This is a genomic window from Bacteroides stercoris ATCC 43183 (genome assembly GCF_025147325.1).
GTDB lineage: Bacteria > Bacteroidota > Bacteroidia > Bacteroidales > Bacteroidaceae > Bacteroides > Bacteroides stercoris.
In genome coordinates, this window is record NZ_CP102262.1 from 2,293,022 (window position 1) to 2,314,339 (window position 21,318).

The 21,318-nt window shown below is 46.3% G+C and carries 15 protein-coding genes, 1 tRNA gene and 3 pseudogenes; 6 read left to right on the forward strand and 13 right to left on the reverse strand.

What is annotated here, in order from left to right:
* Positions 1-7: 7 nt before the first annotated feature.
* The 3 genes from folD to rho form a co-directional block, all read right to left on the reverse strand.
* On the reverse strand, positions 8-889 hold the full coding sequence (gene folD, locus NQ565_RS09320) for a bifunctional methylenetetrahydrofolate dehydrogenase/methenyltetrahydrofolate cyclohydrolase FolD (protein WP_005652736.1): 882 nt from the start codon (positions 887-889) through the stop codon (positions 8-10).
* Between the two features lie 140 nt (positions 890-1,029).
* On the reverse strand, positions 1,030-2,352 hold the full coding sequence (ffh, locus tag NQ565_RS09325) for a signal recognition particle protein (protein WP_005652735.1): 1,323 nt from the start codon (positions 2,350-2,352) through the stop codon (positions 1,030-1,032).
* 297 nt (positions 2,353-2,649) lie between these two features.
* On the reverse strand, positions 2,650-4,629 hold the full coding sequence (gene rho / locus NQ565_RS09330; RefSeq protein ID WP_005652729.1) for a transcription termination factor Rho: 1,980 nt from the start codon (positions 4,627-4,629) through the stop codon (positions 2,650-2,652).
* 240 nt (positions 4,630-4,869) lie between these two features.
* Here rho and NQ565_RS09335 point away from each other — a divergent pair, with 240 nt between their 5' ends.
* Positions 4,870-5,703, forward strand: coding sequence for a 4Fe-4S binding protein (locus NQ565_RS09335; RefSeq protein ID WP_005652727.1), 834 nt, complete (start codon positions 4,870-4,872; stop codon positions 5,701-5,703).
* A 380-nt stretch (positions 5,704-6,083) separates the two neighbouring features.
* Here NQ565_RS09335 and tilS read toward each other — a convergent pair whose 3' ends face one another.
* Complete coding sequence (gene tilS, locus NQ565_RS09340) at positions 6,084-7,379, reverse strand: tRNA lysidine(34) synthetase TilS (RefSeq protein ID WP_005652725.1); 1,296 nt, start codon at positions 7,377-7,379, stop codon at positions 6,084-6,086.
* Between the two features lie 196 nt (positions 7,380-7,575).
* Here tilS and feoB point away from each other — a divergent pair, with 196 nt between their 5' ends.
* From feoB to NQ565_RS09355, 3 genes are all read left to right on the forward strand, one after another.
* Positions 7,576-10,047: a ferrous iron transport protein B gene (gene feoB, locus NQ565_RS09345; protein ID WP_005652722.1), complete on the forward strand. Its 2,472-nt coding sequence runs from the start codon at positions 7,576-7,578 to the stop codon at positions 10,045-10,047.
* The gene (locus NQ565_RS09350) at positions 10,044-10,256 is read left to right on the forward strand and encodes a hypothetical protein (RefSeq protein ID WP_005652720.1); all 213 of its coding nucleotides are present in this window, start codon (positions 10,044-10,046) and stop codon (positions 10,254-10,256) included. The genes feoB and NQ565_RS09350 overlap by 4 nt, the downstream gene beginning before the upstream one ends.
* 54 nt (positions 10,257-10,310) lie before the next feature.
* Positions 10,311-10,382, forward strand: a tRNA-Cys gene (locus NQ565_RS09355).
* A 173-nt stretch (positions 10,383-10,555) separates the two neighbouring features.
* Here the strand turns inward: NQ565_RS09355 and NQ565_RS09360 are convergent.
* The 8 genes and pseudogenes from NQ565_RS09360 to NQ565_RS09395 form a co-directional block, all read right to left on the reverse strand.
* Positions 10,556-10,876 (reverse strand): annotated as a pseudogene (locus NQ565_RS09360) (transposase); the annotation flags it as partial.
* 16 nt (positions 10,877-10,892) lie between these two features.
* On the reverse strand, positions 10,893-11,897 hold the full coding sequence (locus NQ565_RS09365) for an ISAon1 family transposase (protein WP_040315496.1): 1,005 nt from the start codon (positions 11,895-11,897) through the stop codon (positions 10,893-10,895).
* A 10-nt stretch (positions 11,898-11,907) separates the two neighbouring features.
* Complete coding sequence (locus NQ565_RS09370) at positions 11,908-12,258, reverse strand: ISAon1 family transposase N-terminal region protein (protein WP_005652161.1); 351 nt, start codon at positions 12,256-12,258, stop codon at positions 11,908-11,910.
* Positions 12,259-12,294: 36 nt separating this feature from the next.
* Positions 12,295-12,996 carry an ISAon1 family transposase gene (locus NQ565_RS09375; protein WP_005652718.1) on the reverse strand — a complete coding sequence of 234 codons (702 nt, stop codon included), beginning with the start codon at positions 12,994-12,996 and terminating at the stop codon, positions 12,295-12,297.
* A 10-nt stretch (positions 12,997-13,006) separates the two neighbouring features.
* Positions 13,007-13,349: pseudogene (locus NQ565_RS09380) on the reverse strand (ISAon1 family transposase N-terminal region protein).
* Between the two features lie 75 nt (positions 13,350-13,424).
* A pseudogene (locus NQ565_RS09385) lies at positions 13,425-14,462 on the reverse strand (porin); the annotation flags it as partial.
* 15 nt (positions 14,463-14,477) lie between these two features.
* Positions 14,478-15,539 carry an L-asparaginase 2 gene (gene ansB / locus NQ565_RS09390; RefSeq protein WP_005652708.1) on the reverse strand — a complete coding sequence of 354 codons (1,062 nt, stop codon included), beginning with the start codon at positions 15,537-15,539 and terminating at the stop codon, positions 14,478-14,480.
* Positions 15,540-15,584: 45 nt separating this feature from the next.
* Positions 15,585-16,895 carry an anaerobic C4-dicarboxylate transporter family protein gene (locus NQ565_RS09395; RefSeq protein WP_005652705.1) on the reverse strand — a complete coding sequence of 437 codons (1,311 nt, stop codon included), beginning with the start codon at positions 16,893-16,895 and terminating at the stop codon, positions 15,585-15,587.
* 337 nt (positions 16,896-17,232) lie between these two features.
* On the opposite strand from NQ565_RS09395, the gene NQ565_RS09400 reads away from it, so the two are divergent.
* Both NQ565_RS09400 and NQ565_RS09405 read left to right on the forward strand, forming a co-directional pair.
* The gene (locus NQ565_RS09400; RefSeq protein ID WP_005652703.1) at positions 17,233-18,666 is read left to right on the forward strand and encodes an aspartate ammonia-lyase; all 1,434 of its coding nucleotides are present in this window, start codon (positions 17,233-17,235) and stop codon (positions 18,664-18,666) included.
* A 231-nt stretch (positions 18,667-18,897) separates the two neighbouring features.
* Positions 18,898-19,431 carry a TlpA family protein disulfide reductase gene (locus NQ565_RS09405; protein ID WP_016662172.1) on the forward strand — a complete coding sequence of 178 codons (534 nt, stop codon included), beginning with the start codon at positions 18,898-18,900 and terminating at the stop codon, positions 19,429-19,431.
* A gap of 11 nt (positions 19,432-19,442) precedes the next feature.
* On the opposite strand, the gene NQ565_RS09410 is transcribed toward NQ565_RS09405, so the two are convergent.
* The gene (locus NQ565_RS09410; protein WP_005652698.1) at positions 19,443-21,314 is read right to left on the reverse strand and encodes a hypothetical protein; all 1,872 of its coding nucleotides are present in this window, start codon (positions 21,312-21,314) and stop codon (positions 19,443-19,445) included.
* Positions 21,315-21,318 lie beyond the last annotated feature (4 nt).

The following is a 21,318-nucleotide window of genomic DNA, read 5'->3' on the forward strand; positions in this document are numbered from 1 at the left end:
ATCCTTATTATTGATAAATAGCTTTCTTGCCTGCCAACAATGTATTCTTCATTAAAGAGACAATGGTCATGGGACCTACACCACCAGGTACGGGAGTGATGAATGAACATTTGGGAGCTACTTCATCGAACTTGACATCACCGGTCAGCTTGAAACCGGATTTTCTGGTTGCGTCTGGTACACGGGTAGTACCTACGTCAATGACAACTGCGCCTTCTTTCACCATTTCCGCTTTTACAAAGTTAGGTTGTCCCATAGCTGCGATGATAATATCGGCTTCTTGGCACTCTTTTACCAGGTCTTTACTGCGGCTGTGGCAAACGGTTACTGTGGCGTCACCGGGATAAGCCTTTTGCATCATTAGGGCAGCCATGGGTTTGCCTACGATATTGCTGCGCCCCAGTACAACGCATTTCTTTCCGGAAGTTTCTATTTTGTATCTTTTCAGCAATTCGAGAATTCCGTTAGGAGTTGCGGAAACGTAACAAGGCAATCCTATGGACATACGTCCTACATTGATAGGATGGAAGCCATCCACATCTTTGCGGTAGTCGATTGTTTCAATCACTTTTTGTTCCGATATATGTTTTGGCAAAGGCAGCTGGACGATAAAACCGTCTACATCTGCATCCTCATTCAGTTCGCGCACTTTCGCCAGCAGCTCTTCTTCCGTTACATCTGTCTCATAACGAATGAGCGAGGACTTGAATCCGCATGCTTCACAAGCTTTTACTTTGGCTGCTACATAGGTTTCGCTGCCACCGTCGTGTCCTACAAGGATAGCTGCTAAATGCGGGCGTTTTCCGCCGCGCTCCACTATCTCAGCTACTTCTGTTGCAATTTCCTGTTTTACCTGTTCGGAAATTGTTTTTCCGTCAATTAGTGTCATATTCAAAATTATTGTATTGGTTATTATTTACATGGCATTATTCGCAAAAATAGGTCAAATAACCGAATAAAGCAAAAATCCCGCTGACTTCATTCGAACTATGAAATTAGCGGGATTTATATGCAGGATATTTTTCTTTCTTATCGTTTCAGTTTCGGCATCATCTTGCCCATTTTGCTGCCGGTCACCATTTTCATCATTTTACGGGTCTGGTCGAACTGTTTCAGCAAACGGTTTACTTCCTGAATGTTCGTGCCGCTGCCTTTGGCGATACGCTGGCGGCGCGAGCCGTTTAGGATGGCCGGGTTGCTGCGTTCTTCCGGAGTCATGGAGTAGATAATCGCTTCGATGCTTTTGAAAGCATTGTCGTCAATATCGATATCCTTGATAGCTTTGCCTACCCCCGGTATCATGGAAGCGAGTTCTTTCAAGTTACCCATTTTCTTGATTTGTGCAATCTGGCTCAGGAAGTCGTTGAAGTCAAACTGGTTCTTCGCAATTTTCTTTTGCAGACGTTTGGCTTCTTCTTCATCATATTGTTCTTGTGCACGCTCTACCAATGACACGATGTCGCCCATACCCAGAATACGGTCTGCCATACGGGCAGGGTGGAATTGGTCGATAGCGTCCAGTTTTTCGCCGGTTCCTACAAACTTGATAGGCTTGTTTACTACAGTACGGATAGAAAGGGCGGCACCACCGCGAGTGTCACCGTCCAACTTGGTCAATACCACACCATTGAAGTCCAGACGTTCGTTGAATTCTTTGGCTGTGTTTACGGCATCCTGTCCGGTCATGGAATCCACTACGAACAAGATTTCATTCGGATTGATGGCGGATTTGATGGCGGCGATTTCGTTCATCATCTCTTCGTCTACGGCCAGACGACCGGCTGTATCGACGATTACGAGGTCATATCCTTTGGCTTTAGCTTCCTGTATGGCGTTTTGGGCTATGCTCACTGGGTCTTTGCTATCAGGTTCGGAATACATGGGCACTTCGATCTGCTCTGCCAGTACGCGCAACTGTTCGATAGCGGCGGGGCGGTAAACGTCGCAAGCCACCAATAAGGGCTTCCGGTTCTTTTTGGTTTTCAACATGCGTGCCAACTTTCCGGAGAAAGTAGTCTTACCGGAACCTTGCAGACCGGACATCAAAATAACAGCCGGTTTGGAATCAATATTGATTTCCGCAGTTTCGCCACCCATGAGTTGTGTTAACTCATCGTGTACGATTTTTACCATTAACTGGCTGGGTTTTACAGCTGTCAGCACGTTTTGTCCTAAAGCTTTTTCCTTAACGGTATCAGTAAAACTCTTGGCAACCTTATAGTTTACGTCAGCATCCAAAAGTGCTTTACGCACGTCTTTCAGCGTTTCCGCTACATTAATTTCGGTGATTTTACCTTCACCCTTCAAAATTTTAAACGACCTCTCAAGTCTCTCGCTTAAATTATCGAACATAGTATCTAATTACAATTACTAAATTACAAATTACTCTTATTGAGGCGCAAAAGTACAAAAAATACCTGTAACTGCCTTCTTTTAAGGACAGAATATTATTGCGGTTTTGCAGCAGATTGCCTTGAAGCATAAAATATTCCGTTCCAACTGACGGGAAGACTGAAATCATGTTTATTCTCCATGCTTTTGCTTTTTATTATATAATAACATTGAAAAAGAGCGGAATAACTTATGCTATTCCGCTCTTTTTCAAATATTTGCTTTTATATCTTAGTTGGTTCTTTTCCGTGTAGGCATTTAACCGTTCATGCTCATCAGGAATTCATCGTTGTCTTTGGTTTTTTCCAAACGGTCTTTTACGAAGTCCATTGCCTCTATCGGGTTCATATCGGCAAGATACTTGCGGAGAATCCACATGCGATCCAGCGTTTGCTTGTCTTGCAGCAAGTCATCGCGACGAGTGCTGGAAGCAACGATATTGACAGCCGGGAAGATGCGCTTGTTGGACAGGTTGCGGTCGAGTTGCAGTTCCATATTACCAGTACCTTTGAACTCTTCAAAGATCACTTCGTCCATTTTGGAACCGGTATCTATAAGCGCCGTAGCAAGGATGGTCAGCGAACCACCGCCTTCAATGTTGCGGGCAGCACCGAAGAAGCGTTTCGGCTTGTGCAGTGCGTTGGCGTCCACACCTCCGGACAATACTTTACCCGAAGCCGGGGAAACAGTATTGTAGGCACGTGCCAAACGTGTTATGGAGTCAAGGAAGATAACAACGTCATGTCCGCATTCTACCATTCTTTTGGCCTTCTCCAAAACAATGCCTGCTATTTTCACGTGACGTTCTGCCGGTTCGTCGAAAGTAGAGGCAATAACCTCTGCATTTACGGTACGGGCCATGTCGGTAACTTCTTCCGGACGTTCATCAATCAATAGCATAATCATGTACACTTCCGGGTGGTTGGCTGCAATGGCGTTGGCAATGTCCTTCATCAGAATAGTCTTACCCGTTTTGGGCTGTGCTACGATTAGTGCGCGCTGGCCTTTACCAATGGGCGCAAAGAGGTCTACTACACGGGCAGACAGGGAGTCGGAATATCCGCCTTTGCAAAGTTTGAATTTCTCGTCCGGGAAGAGCGGGGTGAGATGTTCGAACGGTACACGGTCGCGTACAAAAGCCGGGTCACGTCCGTTAATCTTGGATACTTTTACCAGCGGGAAATATTTCTCTCCTTCCTTGGGTGGACGGATAACACCTTCCACTACATCACCGGTCTTCAGGCCGAACAGCTTGATTTGTGATTGTGAAACGTAAATATCATCGGGAGAAGAAAGGTAGTTATAATCGGATGAGCGCAGGAATCCATAACCGTCCTGCATGATTTCCAATACGCCGGTTCCTGTGAGTATATCGTCAAATTCGTACGCCTTTTCGCGTTCTATTGCCGGCTTGCGTTCGGAAGCAACATAATTCTCATTGTTGTTCTGTTGTTGTGCAGGACGTTGCTGCTGTTGTGCAGGACGCTGGTTGTTATTGTTACGATTGTTGTTGTATGGCGTATTGTTATCGCGGAGGCGAAGACGGGAGCGTTGTTGCGGTTGCTCTGTTGCAGGAACAGGAGTTTCTGCTTTGGTAGCTTCGAATTTGCCGATGAGCTCTGACGGCAGTTCTATTTTTTCGGTTGGCAAATCCTCGATGGGGATAAAGTCATCCTCTGCTTCCGGCAAGACAGGACTTTCATCCGGTGTAGGCTGGGGGGCTGCAACAACTTTCTTGGGTTCTGCTTTTTTCGGCTCTGTAGTTTCTACTTTAGTTTCTGCCGGAACGGTTTTAGGTGTTTCCGCTACGGGAGCCGCTTCTTGTTTTACTTTGCGAGGACGTCCCGGTTTGCGTTTGGGAACTTCAGTCTCTGCTGCGGGAGTTGCGGCTACGGCCGGTTCTTTAGCCGCCTCTGCTGCTTGTACGGAAGCTTGTACGGCAGGTGCTTCTTCGGTTTTCCCTTTTGTGAGTTCACCGTTCTTATTGGCTGTGAATACCTTGTCCGCTGCTTCTTTCTTGACCGTTACGCGAGAACGTTTTTGCTTGTCCCCTTTACGTTCTTCTTTTAATTTGTCGGCTGCTACTTTCTTGGTTGCTCCAGCAATGGCTTGTTCGTCAAGTATCTTGTAAACGAGTTCTTCTTTTTTGAGAGAGTCTGTTTTTTTGATACCCAATTCTTGGGCAATAGCTTGCAGTTCCGACAAATTTTTGTCGTTTAATTGAATGATATTATACATATAGTATATGTGTGAATGGTTTTTACTTATATCGGTAAGTCTACCTTTTGTAAATTATGATTTAATAGGGATATTTGTTATTGAACCGGAAATCTGACTAACAATCCTCACCTCAGCAAGGAGTTGCAGAATGTTTCAACGGCACAAAGGTAATAATAATTTTTGGTTTCATAAATAAATCGTCTTTTTTTTAATTTTAAAAGTCTATCTTTGTTTCATTATTATATAAGAAACAGATTTATGAATATATATGCAGTTCGTTTGATTACTTTTTCGCCTACCCATACCTCTAAACAAGTGGGCGAGGCGATTGTTCGCGGTACGGGCATTTCCGATGTTGCCCGGACAGACCTTACTTTCCACCCGGCCGGCAAATTGGAAATTCCTGAAAGCACCTTGACGGTGATAACCGTCCCCGTCTATGGCGGGAAGGTGGCACCCCTGGGATTGGAGCGGATGAAAGACGTTCATGCTTCCGGTGCTCCGGCGGTGCTGGTTGCTGTGTATGGTAACCGTGCCTATGAAAAAGCATTGGTGGAGTTGGACGCATTTGCATCGGACAGAGGATTTAAAGTGATTGCCGGTGCTACGTTTGTAGGCGAGCATTCGTACAGTACGCAGCAAAATCCCATAGCTGCAGGGCGGCCGGATGCAGATGACTTGCAGTTTGCAGAAACTTTCGGCGCTAAGATACGGACTAAAATCGAAGCGGCAGCCGACATGGATAAGCTCTATGCCGTTGACGTCAACCGTATTCAACGTCCCCGTCAGGCGTTTTTTCCGTTATTCCGTTTCTTGCGGAAGGTGGTGAAACTACGCAAAAGCGGAGTTCCTATGCCGCGCATTCCGGCTGTCGACACAGAACTTTGCAACCATTGCGGATACTGCGTGAAGCATTGTCCGGCAGGCGCCATCGTGAAAGGCGATGAGTGTAGTACCGATGTGGAAAAGTGTATTCGCTGCTGTGCTTGTGTAAAAGGGTGTCCGCAAAAGGCCCGTACTTTTGATACGCCGTTTGCCGCCTTGCTTGCCGATTGCTTTAAGAAGCAGAAGGAAAATAGGATTATCTTGTAAGTAGATTCTGACATATCTGCCTTCGGGCATAAATTGAGTTCAAAGAGTATTTTCAGCTTCTTTTGAAACTCTATTCGGTTTGTTTTTATAAGAAGCATAACGGGGTATGTGACGAATAAAAATAGAAAAATATCTTCAAACAAGGAGTGCTGAAGAAGATTTAAGCAGGTTCTTAAGGAGAAGGATTCTTGTCGGAGAGGAGAGATGTTCTCTTCAGGTAAGAAGCCGGTAAATATAGGAGAAGAACTTTATCTCCGGTCTGAAGATGGGTGTCTTTAGGCTGGAGAGATCCGTTTTTAGGTTAAAGTTCTGTATTTCTAACCTAAAGATGAAATGGATAATGGGGTACTCTTCGGATGCAGAGTTATACCACTTGGGGCTCAGGGTGTGACAGGACTGTCCCCGGCGGGAAGAAGCCGGACTGTGAGTACCCGTTTTGTAGAGGCACCGATGCGGAAACGGTTGTCCGTTCTTTCACCTATCAGCCAGATAATCTCTTCGCCGCAACATAATACCCATTGCTGCTCTTTGCGCAAAAGGGAGAACTTCCGGTCGGTCATATAGTCGCTTACTTTTTTCCGGCCTTTCATGCCGAATGGAATAAAAGAGTCCCCTTGTCGCCAGGGGCGCAGAAGGAGAGGATGTGTCAGTTTATCCGCATCAAAGCAGGCAGTGTTCTTGTCGCGGGGAATGACAAAGTCCGGGGTAAAGACATGTTCTTCCATTGCCAGTGCGGGTTGTATGGGGTGTCGGTGTGCTTCAATCAGCAGATATTCGCGGTCTTTCACGATGCACCAATGTTCCGAAGTGAAGATCTTTCCCGGCTGTCCTTCCAGCGAACGGTATATGTCTCTGATTTGGGCAGTGTTAAAGCCGAGCGGGTATAGGATTTCAAACAGTAATGTTGCGGGGGCCGGTTCCTGCATCAGTCTCTCGATGCAGATGCCCTCTGCTGTCCGCACCCGTTTTATGCCTTCGTCTATCCCTTGTTTATATATGGCGGATGCGCCATCCAGATGCTCGGCGGTGTTGAGAATGCTTTCTTTGACGGATGGGTTGATTTCCTGCATCATGGGCAACAGGTTCAAGCGTATTTTGTTACGAGTGTATTCATCCTGCAGATTGGTGCTGTCCGTTACGTAATCCTGCCCTATGCGGTTCAGATAACTGATGATTTCTTTGCGTTCCAGGCAAAGCAACGGACGTACGATGTGCCCGTTTTTGGGGCGTATTCCCCGTAACCCGTTGATGCCCGTACCACGTATCAGGTTCAGCAGGAGGGTTTCCACGCTGTCGTCCTGGTGATGGGCCACGGCAATGGCGTCGGCATTGATTTTCTGCCGTATTTCCTCAAACCATCCGTAACGTAGTTCGCGTGCGGCCATTTCAATGGAGATGTGCCGTTCTTCGGCAGTGCGCGCGGTGTCGAAGTGGACGGTGTGTAGCGGTACTTGTTGTTTTACGCACAGTTGGCGGACAAATGCCTCATCTCTGTCGGATTCTGCACCTCGCAGGTGAAAATTACAGTGCGCAGCTTCGCAGTCGTAGCCCGACGCTTGCAACAGTCGTAATAAAGCGACGGAATCCGCACCGCCGCTTAGGGCGACAAGTACCTTGTCTGTCGGTTGCAAAAGCTGTTTCCGGTTGATATATTGTGCTACTTTTTCCTTTTCCATAGCGGCAAATATACATGTTTCTTCCCGGATTTTGTTACTTCCGTGCCGAAAGGTTGCTTTGGCAGACCGTTGTCAGCTTGCTTACAATGCAGAATCGGCTCTCTTTGATACCTCTTATTTAAAAACATTCTAAATTGTTTGCGCTATACGGACTTATCCTTTATCTTTGCGGCAAAAATAAAAAAGGCAGAAGACTATGCGTTTGTCCGAATTGAAAACCGGTGAGAAGGGAGTAATCGTTAAAGTGCTGGGACACGGAGGTTTCCGTAAGCGAATCGTGGAAATGGGATTTATCAAAGGGAAAACCGTTGAGGTGTTGCTGAACGCCCCTCTGAAAGACCCCATCAAGTATAAGGTGATGGGATATGAAATCTCTTTACGGCGTCAGGAAGCTGAGATGATTGAGATTGTCGGTGAAAAGGAAATGTGTCGGGAGTCCGTGCAGCTCGACTATCACGAGGGATGGAGCGAAGATATGCGTTTGGACGAAGAGGAACTGAAACGTATCGCTTTAGGAAAACGCCGCACCATCAATGTTGCTTTGGTGGGTAATCCCAATTGCGGCAAGACATCCCTTTTCAACATCGCCTCGGGTTCGCACGAGCATGTGGGTAATTACAGCGGTGTCACCGTAGATGCTAAAGAGGGGTATTTTGACTTTCAGGGGTATCATTTCCGCATCGTCGACTTGCCTGGCACTTATTCGCTTTCTGCCTATTCTCCCGAAGAGATTTATGTGCGCCATCACATCATCAACGAAACTCCGGATATCATTATTAATGTGGTGGACTCTTCCAATCTGGAACGGAACCTGTATCTCACCACCCAGTTGATTGACATGAACGTGCGCATGGTTATCGCGCTTAACATGTACGACGAACTGGAAGCAAGCGGGAACACGTTGGATTACGTAAAACTCGGTCAGTTGTTTGGCGTGCCGATGCTGCCTACCATCAGTCGCACCGGAAAAGGCATAGAACAGCTTTTCCATATTATCATCGGCATTTACGAGGGTGGTGATTTTCTGGATAAAAAAGGTAAGATACGTGCCGAAATCCTGAATGATTTGCGCAACTGGCACAAGGAGTATGTACCCGACCATGACTTCGGCACTCATAAGGAGGAGAAGGAGCATCCGGCAGGCTTTTACCGCCACATCCATATCAATCACGGGCCGGAATTGGAGCGGAGCATTGAAGAGGTGAAACGCATAATCAGTGTCAACGAGAATATACGGTATAAATACTCCACGCGCTTTCTTGCTATTAAGTTGCTGGAGAATGACGAGGATTTGGAGAAGACCGTACAGGAGTTTCCCAATGGGAAGGATATTATTGAAGTCCGTAACCGCGAAGTGCAACGCCTGCGTAATGTAATAAACGAAGATAGCGAGCAGGCCATTACAGATGCCAAATACGGTTTTATCGCCGGTGCGCTTCGCGAAACCTATGTGGACAAGCAAGAGGATACGGCACGTACAACGCGTGTGATAGATTCCATTGTGACACATCGAGTATGGGGGTATCCCATCTTTTTTCTGTTCCTGTATCTGATGTTTGAAGGAACATTCATCTTGGGAGATTATCCCATGCAGGGCATTGAATGGCTGGTAGGTGCGTTGGGCAGTCTGGTGCGTGACAACATGTCTGAAGGACCGCTGAAGGATTTGTTGGTGGACGGCATTATCGGCGGTGTAGGCGGGGTGATTGTCTTTTTGCCCAATATCTTGATTCTATATTTCTTCATATCTTTGATGGAGGATTCCGGATATATGGCGCGTGCCGCCTTTATCATGGATAAGATAATGCATAAGATGGGTCTGCACGGCAAGTCTTTTATCCCTCTGATTATGGGATTCGGTTGCAATGTACCGGCTATTATGGCCTCGCGTACTATTGAAAACCGGAAGAGCCGACTGGTGACCATGCTTATCAATCCGCTGATGTCGTGCAGTGCACGTTTGCCTATTTATTTGCTGTTGGTGGGGGCGTTTTTCCCGAACAATGCCAGTTTGGTATTGCTGATAATCTATGCTATCGGCATTTTACTGGCTGTGGTTATGGCACGACTTTTCTGTCGCTTTCTGGTAAAGGGAGATGACACGCCGTTTGTTATGGAGCTTCCTCCTTACCGCATACCGACGTCGAAGTCCATTTTTCGCCATACTTGGGAGAAAGGCGCGCAATATCTGCGCAAAATGGGAGGTATCATCATGGTGGCTTCCATTGTGATATGGGCGTTGGGGTATTATCCGGACCACGATGCATATCAGGATGTGGCCGAACAGCAGGAAAACTCGTATATCGGCAGAATAGGCAAGGCTGTTGAACCGGTGATAGAGCCGTTAGGCTTTGATTGGAAACTGGGTGTCGGTATCCTTTCCGGTGTAGGGGCCAAGGAACTGGTGGTAAGTACGCTGGGAGTTCTGTATGCAGATGATGCCGAAGCCGATGCGGTGAGCTTGGGCGAACGGATTCCGATTACTCCGTTGGTGGCTTTTGGCTATATGGTGTTTGTATTGATATATTTCCCGTGCATCGCCACCTTAGCGGCCATTAAAGGAGAATCGGGCAGTTGGAAATGGGCTTTGTTTGCAGCGGTGTACACTACTGTCCTTGCATGGGTGGTGTCCTTTGCAATTTATCAGATAGGGGGGCTGTTTGGATGAGTAATTGGCAAAATTGGGCGGTAGCTCTCATTTTATTGTTGTGTATCGTCCGTATTGGACAGCGTGTTTATGCTTTTTTCATGAAAGTAAAAGAAAAACGTAATCCTTGCGAGAATTGTGCAACAGGCTGTGAATTAAAGCAATTGTACGAAAAGAAACGCTTGGAATGCAGTGACGGTAAAAAAGAAATAAAGAAAAAATGCTGTTGATAGTTGGTAGTTTCAAAAAAATGACTACCTTTGCAACCGCAAACGAGAAAGATTGGTTCCTTGGATGAGTGGCTTAGTCAGCGGTCTGCAAAACCGTGTACGGCGGTTCGAATCCGCCAGGAACCTCAAACACCCCTTTCAGATAATTTCTGGGAGGGGTTTTATTTTAAGATAAGCAAAAATGGTACTACATTGGTACTACAAAATCAACGTGAGGGATTTGTAGGTTAAGCATAATAAAAGGGGTCAACGTAACAATCTGAGGGAGGGTCAACGTAAAAACCTGAGGGATTCATAGCTTATGCATAAATTTTCGCCAGTCTGAACAGGAAGAAAGCTCTGTCCTTTACTCCTCTGAATTGTGTGCGGAACTCCTTTATTTTTGCATTGAACGATTCGGAAGCAGCGTTTGTTGAACGTCTGTCAAAGAAGTTGATTATTTCCCGGTAATGCATCTGTACGGAACGTGCCACTCTTCCGAAAGCAAGAAACCCTGATTTTTCCACCTCGTCATACCAGCGGGCAAGATGCGTCAATGCCGCATCCTTGTACCTGCATTGGTGGTATATCAGTCCGAGCCTCATGGAGAGGTAGTATGCTTGGGTCAGCGGATTTCCCCGGTTGGCAAGCTTTCTTTTAAGCGTATAGCCTAGCCAGTCTGAACATGAAGAATTTCAGATCAGCCACCCCTCTTAACTGGCTTCGAAAAGCTTTGATTTTAGCATTGAACGACTCCGCTGAAGCATTTGTCAATCGTTCTTCAAAATAATTTATGATGGTCGTACTATGGTTTGAAAACGTATCAAGTACCTTGTTGAACTCCATATAGTCAAACTTTTCCACTTCATTGTACCATCTTGCGAGATTTAGCCTTGCTTCATCGAGACCTGACTTCTTGTTGAAGATGTCTGTCAGTTTCATGCTAAGGCTGTATCCTTCCAGAAGCTTGGGGAATTTATCAAAGAGAATGGCAGCCCTGGTCTTTTGCTGTTCATTCCATTTGCTCCAGTGTTTCAGTATAATGTGCTTGCTTCTGCTTACTATCTGTGACAGGGTTTCTCCGTTCTCCATTCTTTCAGGTTCCCATTTCCCTATTCTTTCCCTTTCCGCCTTACTCTTTGTTTCTTTCTTCTTTTGGCGATGCTCCCTGATAGCCTGATTTTCCGCATCAAGTACTTTCCACCGATAGCGTATTCTTAACTGGTCAACAGCTTCAGACATGAGCTGCTGTACATGAAAACGGTCATTGATCAGCTTTGCGGCAGGAAACACCTTTCTGACTGTCAGCATCATGGCTGAAGATAAATCTGTAGTGACAGTCTTGACAGACAGCCGTTTCCGGTGCGGAAGCCTGCGCAAGATTCCGCTTACCGCATCTGTGGCCACTCCACGAACTATTGCAACTAAAGCACCCTTACGACCTTTAGCTGCTTTATTGGTCAGAATCGTATAAACATCTCCATTGCTCAGGCAAGTTTCATCCAAAGAAAGCTTTTCTCCAATATTTTCAGGATAAAGGAGATAGTCATGCGCATGTTCGAGCTGATCCCAGTTCCGGTAATCACTGATTTTCTCCTTGTATTGTTTACGAAGAGTCTGCCCTTTTACGCCATAACGTTCCGCAAGCACACTGATGCTCACAGGAGTAGATTCAATCTCCTTCTTTTAAAAAAGAGACGAACTCAGAATTGAGCCGTGTACCGTCAAATTCGGATAAATCCCAGTCATAACTGAAGATTTCATTGGAAGATTTGTCAAGCCATTTACGTTTACGAACATGGAGATAAGTGGCGCGACCACGAATAGGATAGTCTTGGATTGTACGATACTCACCAAAACCATAGGATATGATATCCGGATTGATCTTATCTTCTTTTAGTTGAACTTTTTTTTCATCAAGATAAATATCAAAACGGTCAGCACTCTTGTCGAAATTGACAATATCAAAGTTGTCTATAAGCACATCCGGAAGGATGGCACGAAGGAGTTGTGCGGGTTTCATAAAACAAAGGTAAGCAAAGATAGCTAATTTTAAAACTTACCAACCAGATATTTCCGCTGAGCCGTATGCTTTCTTAATATCGGGATACTCCCGGAACAGGATGCCGGCGCGTACGCGCTGTGATTCCGTCCACAAGGATTCCTTCTTATATAACAGGTAAATGCTTCTCGAAAGAAGCTGTTTGCGTGAATCACCGTTTTCAAAGACCGGCGCATGATATATCTTCCCGCAGGCTTTGGCATGGGCGATCTGAACGGATTCTTCGTCCAAAGCCTCCCAACGTGCTTTAACGCGCATATCCTGAACCGCCTCATAAGCGAGTTTCTGCACATGGAAACGGTCTGTGACGCGGCGTGCGGCGGGAAAACAGAGGCGGGCGATCTGCTCCATGTTCGGAGCCATATCCATGGTTATCTCCCTGACCTGAAAGCGTCTGCGGCGGGAAAGACGGAGCAGTACGGAGGTCACGGTCTTTACATCTGTTCCTTTCACAACGGCGATAAGACTGCCCGAACGGCCTTTTCTCTCCTTGTTTATCAACACGGTATATAATTCTCCGCGGGAAAGGCAGACTTCATCCAGTCCCACATAAACACCGATGTTCTTCTCGAAAAGAAGCCATTCTTCGGCATGAGGAAGCTGCTCCCAACAGAGATAACCGCTCAGGTGATTCCGGTATTGCCGCTCGAGCAGTTCCCCGTCGACCCCGAACAGCGTTCCCAACAGCCTGCAGCCCACCGGCAGCTTATCAATATAATTCTTTTAAAAAAGACGCAAATTCATGCGTCATACGGCTACCACCGGCAACCAGTTTCCAGTCACGGCTCACGTAACGGTTCTCATCCTTGACAACCCACCTGCGCCGGCGCACGTTCAGAAAAAGCTTCTTGCCGCGTATGGGGAAATCCTGAACCACAACAGGTTCGTAAAAAACCCTTGCTCTCAACTTTCATTCCTGCGTATTCTTTAGGAACTTCATTCTTTTCTTCTAAATAAATCACTATTTCCGATGCGCTTTCCTTTACGTCCGAGATGATGAAATAATCCAATGTCCCTTCAGGAAGAAGGAGACGGTAGCCGTTGTTGTCCATAAGATTTCTGAGTTAGTTTTATGCAAAGATAGGATTTTTACAAATATTACCCCTCAGGTTTTTACATTGACCCTAGAACTCCACACCGGCAAAATAACCCCATGCGGTGCGGTATTTGCCTTTTTCCAAATCTCCCTGCTGTTTGGTGAGAGATGCTGTTTCATACATTCCTTTTACGAAAGCGTTCCATTTAGGCAGGAAACGGTAATTCAACTTGGTTACCATTGAAAAATATCCGGCATCGAAAGCATTGTGTCCTTCCATACTGCCCGTTATCCCTGTCATGATACCCTTGCGGTCGATACCTTCTTTGGAGTACATGAAGTCGAGGAACATGTTGAACTTATTCAAGTTCAATTCATTACCGAATGCAAAATAATAAAGATTCTTGTCCTTTGCTTCATTCATGATAGAGGCGGACCAGCGTGTCTTGAATATGTCATTGAAATTACCGTTCCAGTTCAGGGTGTATACGAGCGGCAGCTTGCCCGATTCTATGGCAGGCTGTTCGCCGTCTTCGGTTTCAACTCCATACGTCTTGTTGAAAGAGCCGTTGCGGCTGTCCAGTATTTGCAGGTTCAACTGCTGGTGGGCATTGATGTCATATCCGATGTTCAAACCGGTCATGAAGTTGCTCATGTTCTCAATCATATCGCTGTATTCATATATCTCGATAGGATTCAGGTCGAACTCGATACCGCCGTATGCGGTGCATTGCTTACCGGCAAAAATAGAAAATCCTTTTCCCAGTTTCACACCTATCCCTGCAATGTCGATGGAAGTAGGAAGGTTGTCTATGTTGCCGCTACTGTCGTTCGAGCGGTTCAGCCGTTGCCTGTATCGGTATGAAAGCCAGTTGTTGATATTTCCTTTGGCTTCAATGCGGAGTTGCCTCATTTTGAAAGCTCCCTCTTCGAAGCCGTCGCGGAAGTTTGCATCGAAGCTGCCCTGCATATTGAGGAATAAGTTGAACTTATCTTGTTTTTTCTTTACATTGGTGAGTTCTTCAAACAGGGTCTTGTTTTCAAGGAACTTCTCGTTCTTCTCCGTGCTTTGGGCGTACATGATTTGTGTACAGCCCGCAGCCAGAAGTATAAATGTGAGTTTCTTTATCATTTCTATCTGTTTTTAATATTCGTTGAAATATTCCTGAATCTGTTTCCAGTCGGTGGTTTTGGTCAGTGCAAGCATCAGCAGGACACGTGCTTTCTGGGGATTCAGTTCCTGTGATGCGACAAACTGATACTGTGCGTCGTCTACTTCTGCATCGAGCGAAGTGGGACCCGTCGGCACTCTTGACGAACGGACTACGAGAATACCTTTTTTGCGGGCTTCCGTTAATACGGGGAATATATTCTTGTGAATGTTTCCATTGCCTACTCCTGCATGGATGATACCCTTATAGCCATTGCTTAGCATCGGGGTCACCATGTCAGCCTCGATGTTTGAATAGCTGTAGACAATTCCCACTTTGGGGAGTGAGTTCAGATTGGTAACATCAAATACCGAGTGGGTGGTGTGTTTCTTTACAGACGACATATTATACGTGACCTTGCCGTTCAGTACATAACCGAGTGCACCCGCGTTGGGAGCTTGGAAGGTCTGCACGTCAACAGTGTTCATCTTCAATACGCTTGCAGCACCAAGCACGCTTCCGTTCATTGCCACTAAAACACCTTTCCCTTTGGACTCTTTTGCTCCGGCCACAACGACGGCATTGTATAAGTTAAGAGGTCCGTCGGCGCTGATTGCGGTAGAGGGGCGCATTGCTCCGACCAGAACTACCGGTTTGTCGCTCTTGACCGTCAGGTTGAGGAAATAGGCCGTTTCTTCCATCGTATCGGTTCCGTGGGTAATTACGATGCCGTCGATGTCAGAGCGTTTCAGAAGCTGGTTGATTTTCTTTGCAAGAGTCAGCCATACATCATCGTTCATGTCTTGTGAACCTATCTTGACAATTTGTTCGCCGGTTACGTTAGCTATGTTTTTAAGTTCGGGTACGGCATCGAGCAGCGTACCGATGGCTACTTGTCCGGCAGTATAGTTGGTGGCGGTTGCAGATGTTCCGGTTCCGGCAATGGTTCCGCCGGTGGCAAGGATATGGATGTTAGGCTTCTGCTGAGCGAAAGCCATTGTGACGGAAAGCAGTAGCATAACGGCTACCATGCTGAGTTTTTCTAATCTTTTCATAACTTAATTTGTTTGAATTAAAAAATAGGTTAAAGGTAAATATGCTTAGAAAAATTGTATGAATAATAATCCCAAGGCTATGGCAACTGCCGTAGAGACGATACCCGGCATCATAAAAGAGTGGTTGAGTATATATTTACCGATTCGGGTGGTTCCCGTACGGTCAAAGTTGATGGCTGCAACTACGGTAGGGTAGTTCGGGATGAAGAAATACCCGTTTACGGCAGGAAACATGGCTATCAGCATATATGGCGATATGCCCAAAGCAATGCCCAGCGGTACTAAAGCACGTACTGTGGCTGCCTGACTGTACAGCAGGATAGACATGACGAACAAAGCGATGCCGAACAGCCAGGGCATCTGGCGTACGATACCTTCGATAGAGGCGGTGAGTTGCGCCATATTTCCATTCAGGAACGTATCGCCCATCCAGGCAATGCCGAAGATGGCGATTACAGCCTGCATTCCAGCCGGGAAGACAGAGCCTTGTGTTGCTTTTATTCCGTCTGTCTTAGTTACCAGCAAAATGAGGGCGGCAGCCGAAAGCATGATGATTTCGATAATGGCGGACATCCCTAAGGAAACTGTTTTTCCGTCAATCAGGAAAGAAGGACGCATCCCTTCGAATGAGCCGAAAAGAACGATGAATGCCGTGGCAAGGATAAATATGAGTACCGAAATCATAGCATGGCGTTTGTTTGTTACATCGTCGATTTTCACTTTCTTACCGTCGAAGTAGCCTTCTGCCATACGTTTTTGATATTCCGGGTCGTCAATCAGTTCTTTTCCCACGCGCATGGAGCACAATGCGCCTACCAGTACGCCGAGAATTGTTGCCGGAATCGTTATTTTAAGTATGTCGAATAAAGTGATGTCGAATCCGGCAAGCAGACCGAGCAGTGCAACCGTAGCCGCCGAAATGGGACTTGCCGTGATAGCCTGCTGTGAAGCGATGACAGCGATACCCAGCGGACGCTCAGGTCTGATTTTGGTTTCGGTTGCAACTTCGGCAATGACGGGAAGAACCGAGTATGCCACGTGTCCTGTACCGGCTACGAAAGTAAACAGGTAGGTGACGATGGGGCTGAGGATAGTAACCTGAGACGGGTTCTTGCGCAGCAGTTTTTCTGCTAACTTTACCATGTAATCAAGTCCGCCGGCCGCCTGCATGCAGGAAGCTGCGGAAATAACGGCGGCTATCATCAACATTACGTCTATCGGTGGTGCAGTGGGTTGTAAGCCAAATACAAAAGTCAGTATGCCCAAACCTACGCCGCCCATTACTCCGAGACCTATGCCGCCTAAGCGTGCACCTATGATAATAGCGGTCAGTACAAATAATAATTGTAAAACCATATACTTATTATTTAAAAAATTAGATAAGGTTGTTATGTTCTCTACTATTGGCTAATTTCTAAAATAATCCCTTATATAACAATAATAGGGGGTGAATTTGTTGTATTTATTATTTTATATTTTCTAAATTAAGCATATATTAACTGTTTAGTGGTTTGGGGTGATAATCCTGTGTATTCTTACATTTTGTCATATTATATATAGTAATATGTGTATAAAAAGGCTTGTATTAAATGTTGTTAACCTAATAATAAGTATTATTGTTTACAAAACAATTTATGCTATCTTTGGTTATTCTTTGATGACCGCTTATTGAAATAGTTAATAAACATATATTATGAAAGAAGAACTATCTACAAAAACTCGCACAGAAAGCGATTTAATCGGCAGCCGTGAAATACCGGAAAGCGCCATGTATGGAGTACAGACTCTCAGAGGTATCGAGAATTTCCGTATCAGTAAATTTCATCTGAACGAATATCCTTTGTTTATCAACGCTCTTGCCATTACCAAAATGGGAGCAGCCATTGCCAATTCCGAACTTGGTCTGCTTACCGGGCAGCAAACGGATGCTATCCTTAAAGCCTGTAAGGAGATACTCGAAGGCAAGCACCACGAGCAGTTCCCGGTAGACATGATTCAGGGGGGAGCAGGCACCACTACCAATATGAATGCCAATGAGGTAATAGCTAATCGCGCGCTTGAAATCATGGGATATAAACGCGGCGAATACCAATACTGCTCACCGAACGATCATGTCAATCGCTCGCAGTCCACCAATGACGCTTATCCTACTGCCATACATATAGGAATGTATTATACCCACCTCAAACTTATGAAACATTTTGAGGAGTTGATCAATGCGTTCCAACGCAAAGCCGAAGCGTTTAAACACATCATTAAAATGGGACGTACGCAGTTGGAAGATGCTGTGCCCATGACTCTTGGACAGACATTCAACGGATTTGCCAGCATTTTGCGCAATGAGATAAAGAACCTGAACTTTGCGGCGGAGGAATTCCTTACGGTCAATATGGGAGCTACCGCCATCGGCACGGGTATTGCGGCAGAACCGGAATATGCGGAGAAATGCGTGAAGGCTTTGTCGAAGCTTACCGGATGGGACGTGAAACTGTCCGGTGACTTAGTGGGAGCTACTTCGGATACTTCTTGCCTTGTAGGCTACTCCTCGGCTATGAGAAGAGTTGCGGTGAAGATGAACAAGATATGCAATGACCTTCGTCTGCTTGCATCCGGTCCGCGTTGCGGATTGGGAGAAATCAATCTGCCTGCCATGCAGCCGGGGTCTTCCATTATGCCGGGTAAGGTCAACCCGGTTATCCCTGAGGTAATGAATCAGATATCCTATAAGGTAATCGGCAACGACCTTTGTGTGGCTATGAGTGGCGAAGCAGCTCAAATGGAGCTGAATGCAATGGAACCCGTAATGGCGCAATGTTGTTTTGAGTCTGCCGATTTGCTGATGAACGGATTCGATACCCTGCGCACACTCTGTATCGACGGTATTACCGCTAATGAGGAAGTATGCCGCAGATATGTACACGATAGCATCGGTGTGGTTACGGCTCTTAATCCGGTTATCGGTTATAAAAATTCTACCAAGATAGCCAAAGAAGCTCTTGCAACGGGAAAAGGTGTCTATGAACTGGTTCTGGAACACAACATTCTTTCCAAAGAAGATTTGGATACTATCCTGAAGCCCGAAAACATGATTAAGCCCGTGAAGTTGGACATAAAACCCAATATCTAAGGAACGGGTTTTCGGAGCGGTAAGGCTTTGAATATAAGTTGCGCGGATTTACACAAGACGGTTTATGAATGACTGAACGGTCATTAGATGCTGTCTGTGTAAATCCGCGCATTTCGTGTGGGGTATGAGTTAAATATTTGCAAAGAGTTCATACTCTATTTGTTTTGTTATGCCTAATTAGTTTCTTTTGCGACAGGAAATCTATTTATGAATACTTAAAAACAAAGAAAAATGAAGCGACTCAGATCATTGGTACTTGGCCTATTCGCATTGTGCAGCATGGTAGGTATGGCGCAGGAAGCAGAGGCAGACGATACCGGTTATATTGTGAAAGTGGGGCAGGTGGCTCCCGATTTTACCGTTACGCTGACAGACGGCAGGACCGTTACGCTTTCCGATTTCCGTGGCAAGGTGGTTATGTTGCAGTTTACGGCAAGCTGGTGTGGTGTATGCCGTAAGGAGATGCCTTTTATCGAAAAGGATATATGGCAGAAGCATAAGTCCGATCCGGATTTCATGTTAATGGGCATCGACCGTGACGAGCCGTTGAATAAAGTCATAGCTTTTGGCAAGTCCACGGGCGTTACCTATCCGTTGGGATTGGACCCGGGGGCTGATATTTTCGCCAAATATGCGTTGCGCCAAGCTGGTATTACCCGTAATGTATTGATTGATAGGGAAGGACGCATCGTGATGCTCACCCGCCTTTATAATCCGGAAGAGTTCTCGGCTTTGGTTAAGAAGATTGATGAACTTCTGAAATAACCTGTTCCCGTTTAGAACGAAAAGCTTGTTCCGGCATTTAGCGACATCATGATGTCGCTCCCCTGCACATTATCCTGTATTAGCAGTTCCTTGCCATAAATGCGGATTTGGGGTTCGAGGAATACCTTGAAGCGGCGACCCACCCGGTAAGATGTTTGCAGTCCCGCTTCTCCGCCGATAAAGAAGCGGTTCTCATGTTTCATCCGCATAGAAGCCACTATTCCGGCAGATAGCTGTACGTCGTATTTGCGTTCGGGGTCATATCCCGTCATCAGATTGGTAAGGTTCAGCATATAGTCAAGGCTTCCGCTTGCCATATCATATTCCAAGGTTTTCCCTTTCCGGTCTGTGGACAGAGGTCCGTAATCCGCTGCTAAACGGAGTGATGACAATGGGGTGAAAATGCGTCCTGCACTTATCGTGGCCATGTAGTCGAAGTAGCGTTTCGGTTCATACCGCTTCATTTGTATGGGAACGGAGAAACCGATTGCGCCGCTTACAAAGAAAGAAGGCTTAAACAAATCACGGTTTAAAGAGCGTGCCATACGGTTTTCTTCATCGGTACGTTGTATCTCTATACCTATATTGATACTGTACAGATTGTCTGTGAACTTTTTGGCTACGTATCTGCCTTCTTCCTTTTCATTGGTCTTTAATGAATAGGATGCCAGACTGGTGCGTGGCTCTGCAAATAAAGAAACATCGCCCCAAAGCCGGTATTTAAATTGCAAGCCGCCTGTAAATCCCGTATATCCGCCTTTTGCGGGCCGATAACCATTTTCTTTTTGAATATATCCCAGTTCACCGCCCGCCAATACATTGACGGAGAATTTGGGATTGAGTTGCCTGCCGTTAAAAAAATAAGTGGCATCCAGCATACCTTCCAGGCGTCCCCCGGCGTATGCGGACATCTCATAAAACTCTTCACCGGCCGAACTCGCCGAAGAGGCGATTACTTTCTTATGCCAGGTATCGGCCGATTTGAATGCCGACAGCCGTAAGCCGAATGCCGGTATCAGCCATTTGCCGGCAGACAGGCTGATGTGCGGGCCGATGGAGTTTGTCAGTCCCATTTCACTTGTCAGGCGGGAAGCTTGAAACTGCCCGCCGGCAGCGATGCTGAGAAAGGTATTGTCCAAAAAATGATTGCCTTCCAGTATGCGCATTTTGCCGAAGGGCTTCCATGCTTTCAGGCGGTAGTTCATTCCTACGGTCGCACCGTAGGTCATGTCATATTTATGCCAGTTCTTTTGAAAGGAATGGTCTATGCCGTCACTCATAATGGTGAAACGGGGTTCCAGATAAAAGTCCACATGTGCGGTAGGGTGCAGTTTCAGTTGGAAACCTAAATGCAGGTCGGCCACATGTTCCACTCTGCCTGCCAGTGAAGATAATTGATAGCCGACTCCCGCTACGGTCAGGAACTCGAAGATACGTCCGGGATTGTAGCCGTTGACGTAGGATGATACATTCAGCAGATAATCCGCCTGCAGTCCGAAACGCAATAGGGTTTCGTTGTCTATTTTGCGCGAGAAGTTACCCGCCAGCAATGAGGCACGCAGGGCATGGGCGGGGGCGAACTGCCAATTGGCGGCGATACCGCCCACGGGACCGGTGTTGAAATCCGTGTTTCCGCGCGGAATCATTTTGTCCATGCCGCCAAACAAGGAGATATATACATTGTTTTTCCATAGTGTGTCGAAAGGCACTGCATCCGGATGCTGGTAACGCCTTTGGAACATCTGCCGGGTAGCATCGAATCCTATGCCGACGGTATCTTTAGGATGCGTTGCCGGAGAAGGATTATTGCCCGCTTGCTGTTGGGCAAAGGCAAAAGGTATCAGTGTGTGCAGTACAATCAATATAATCAGTGGTTTCTTCATGATG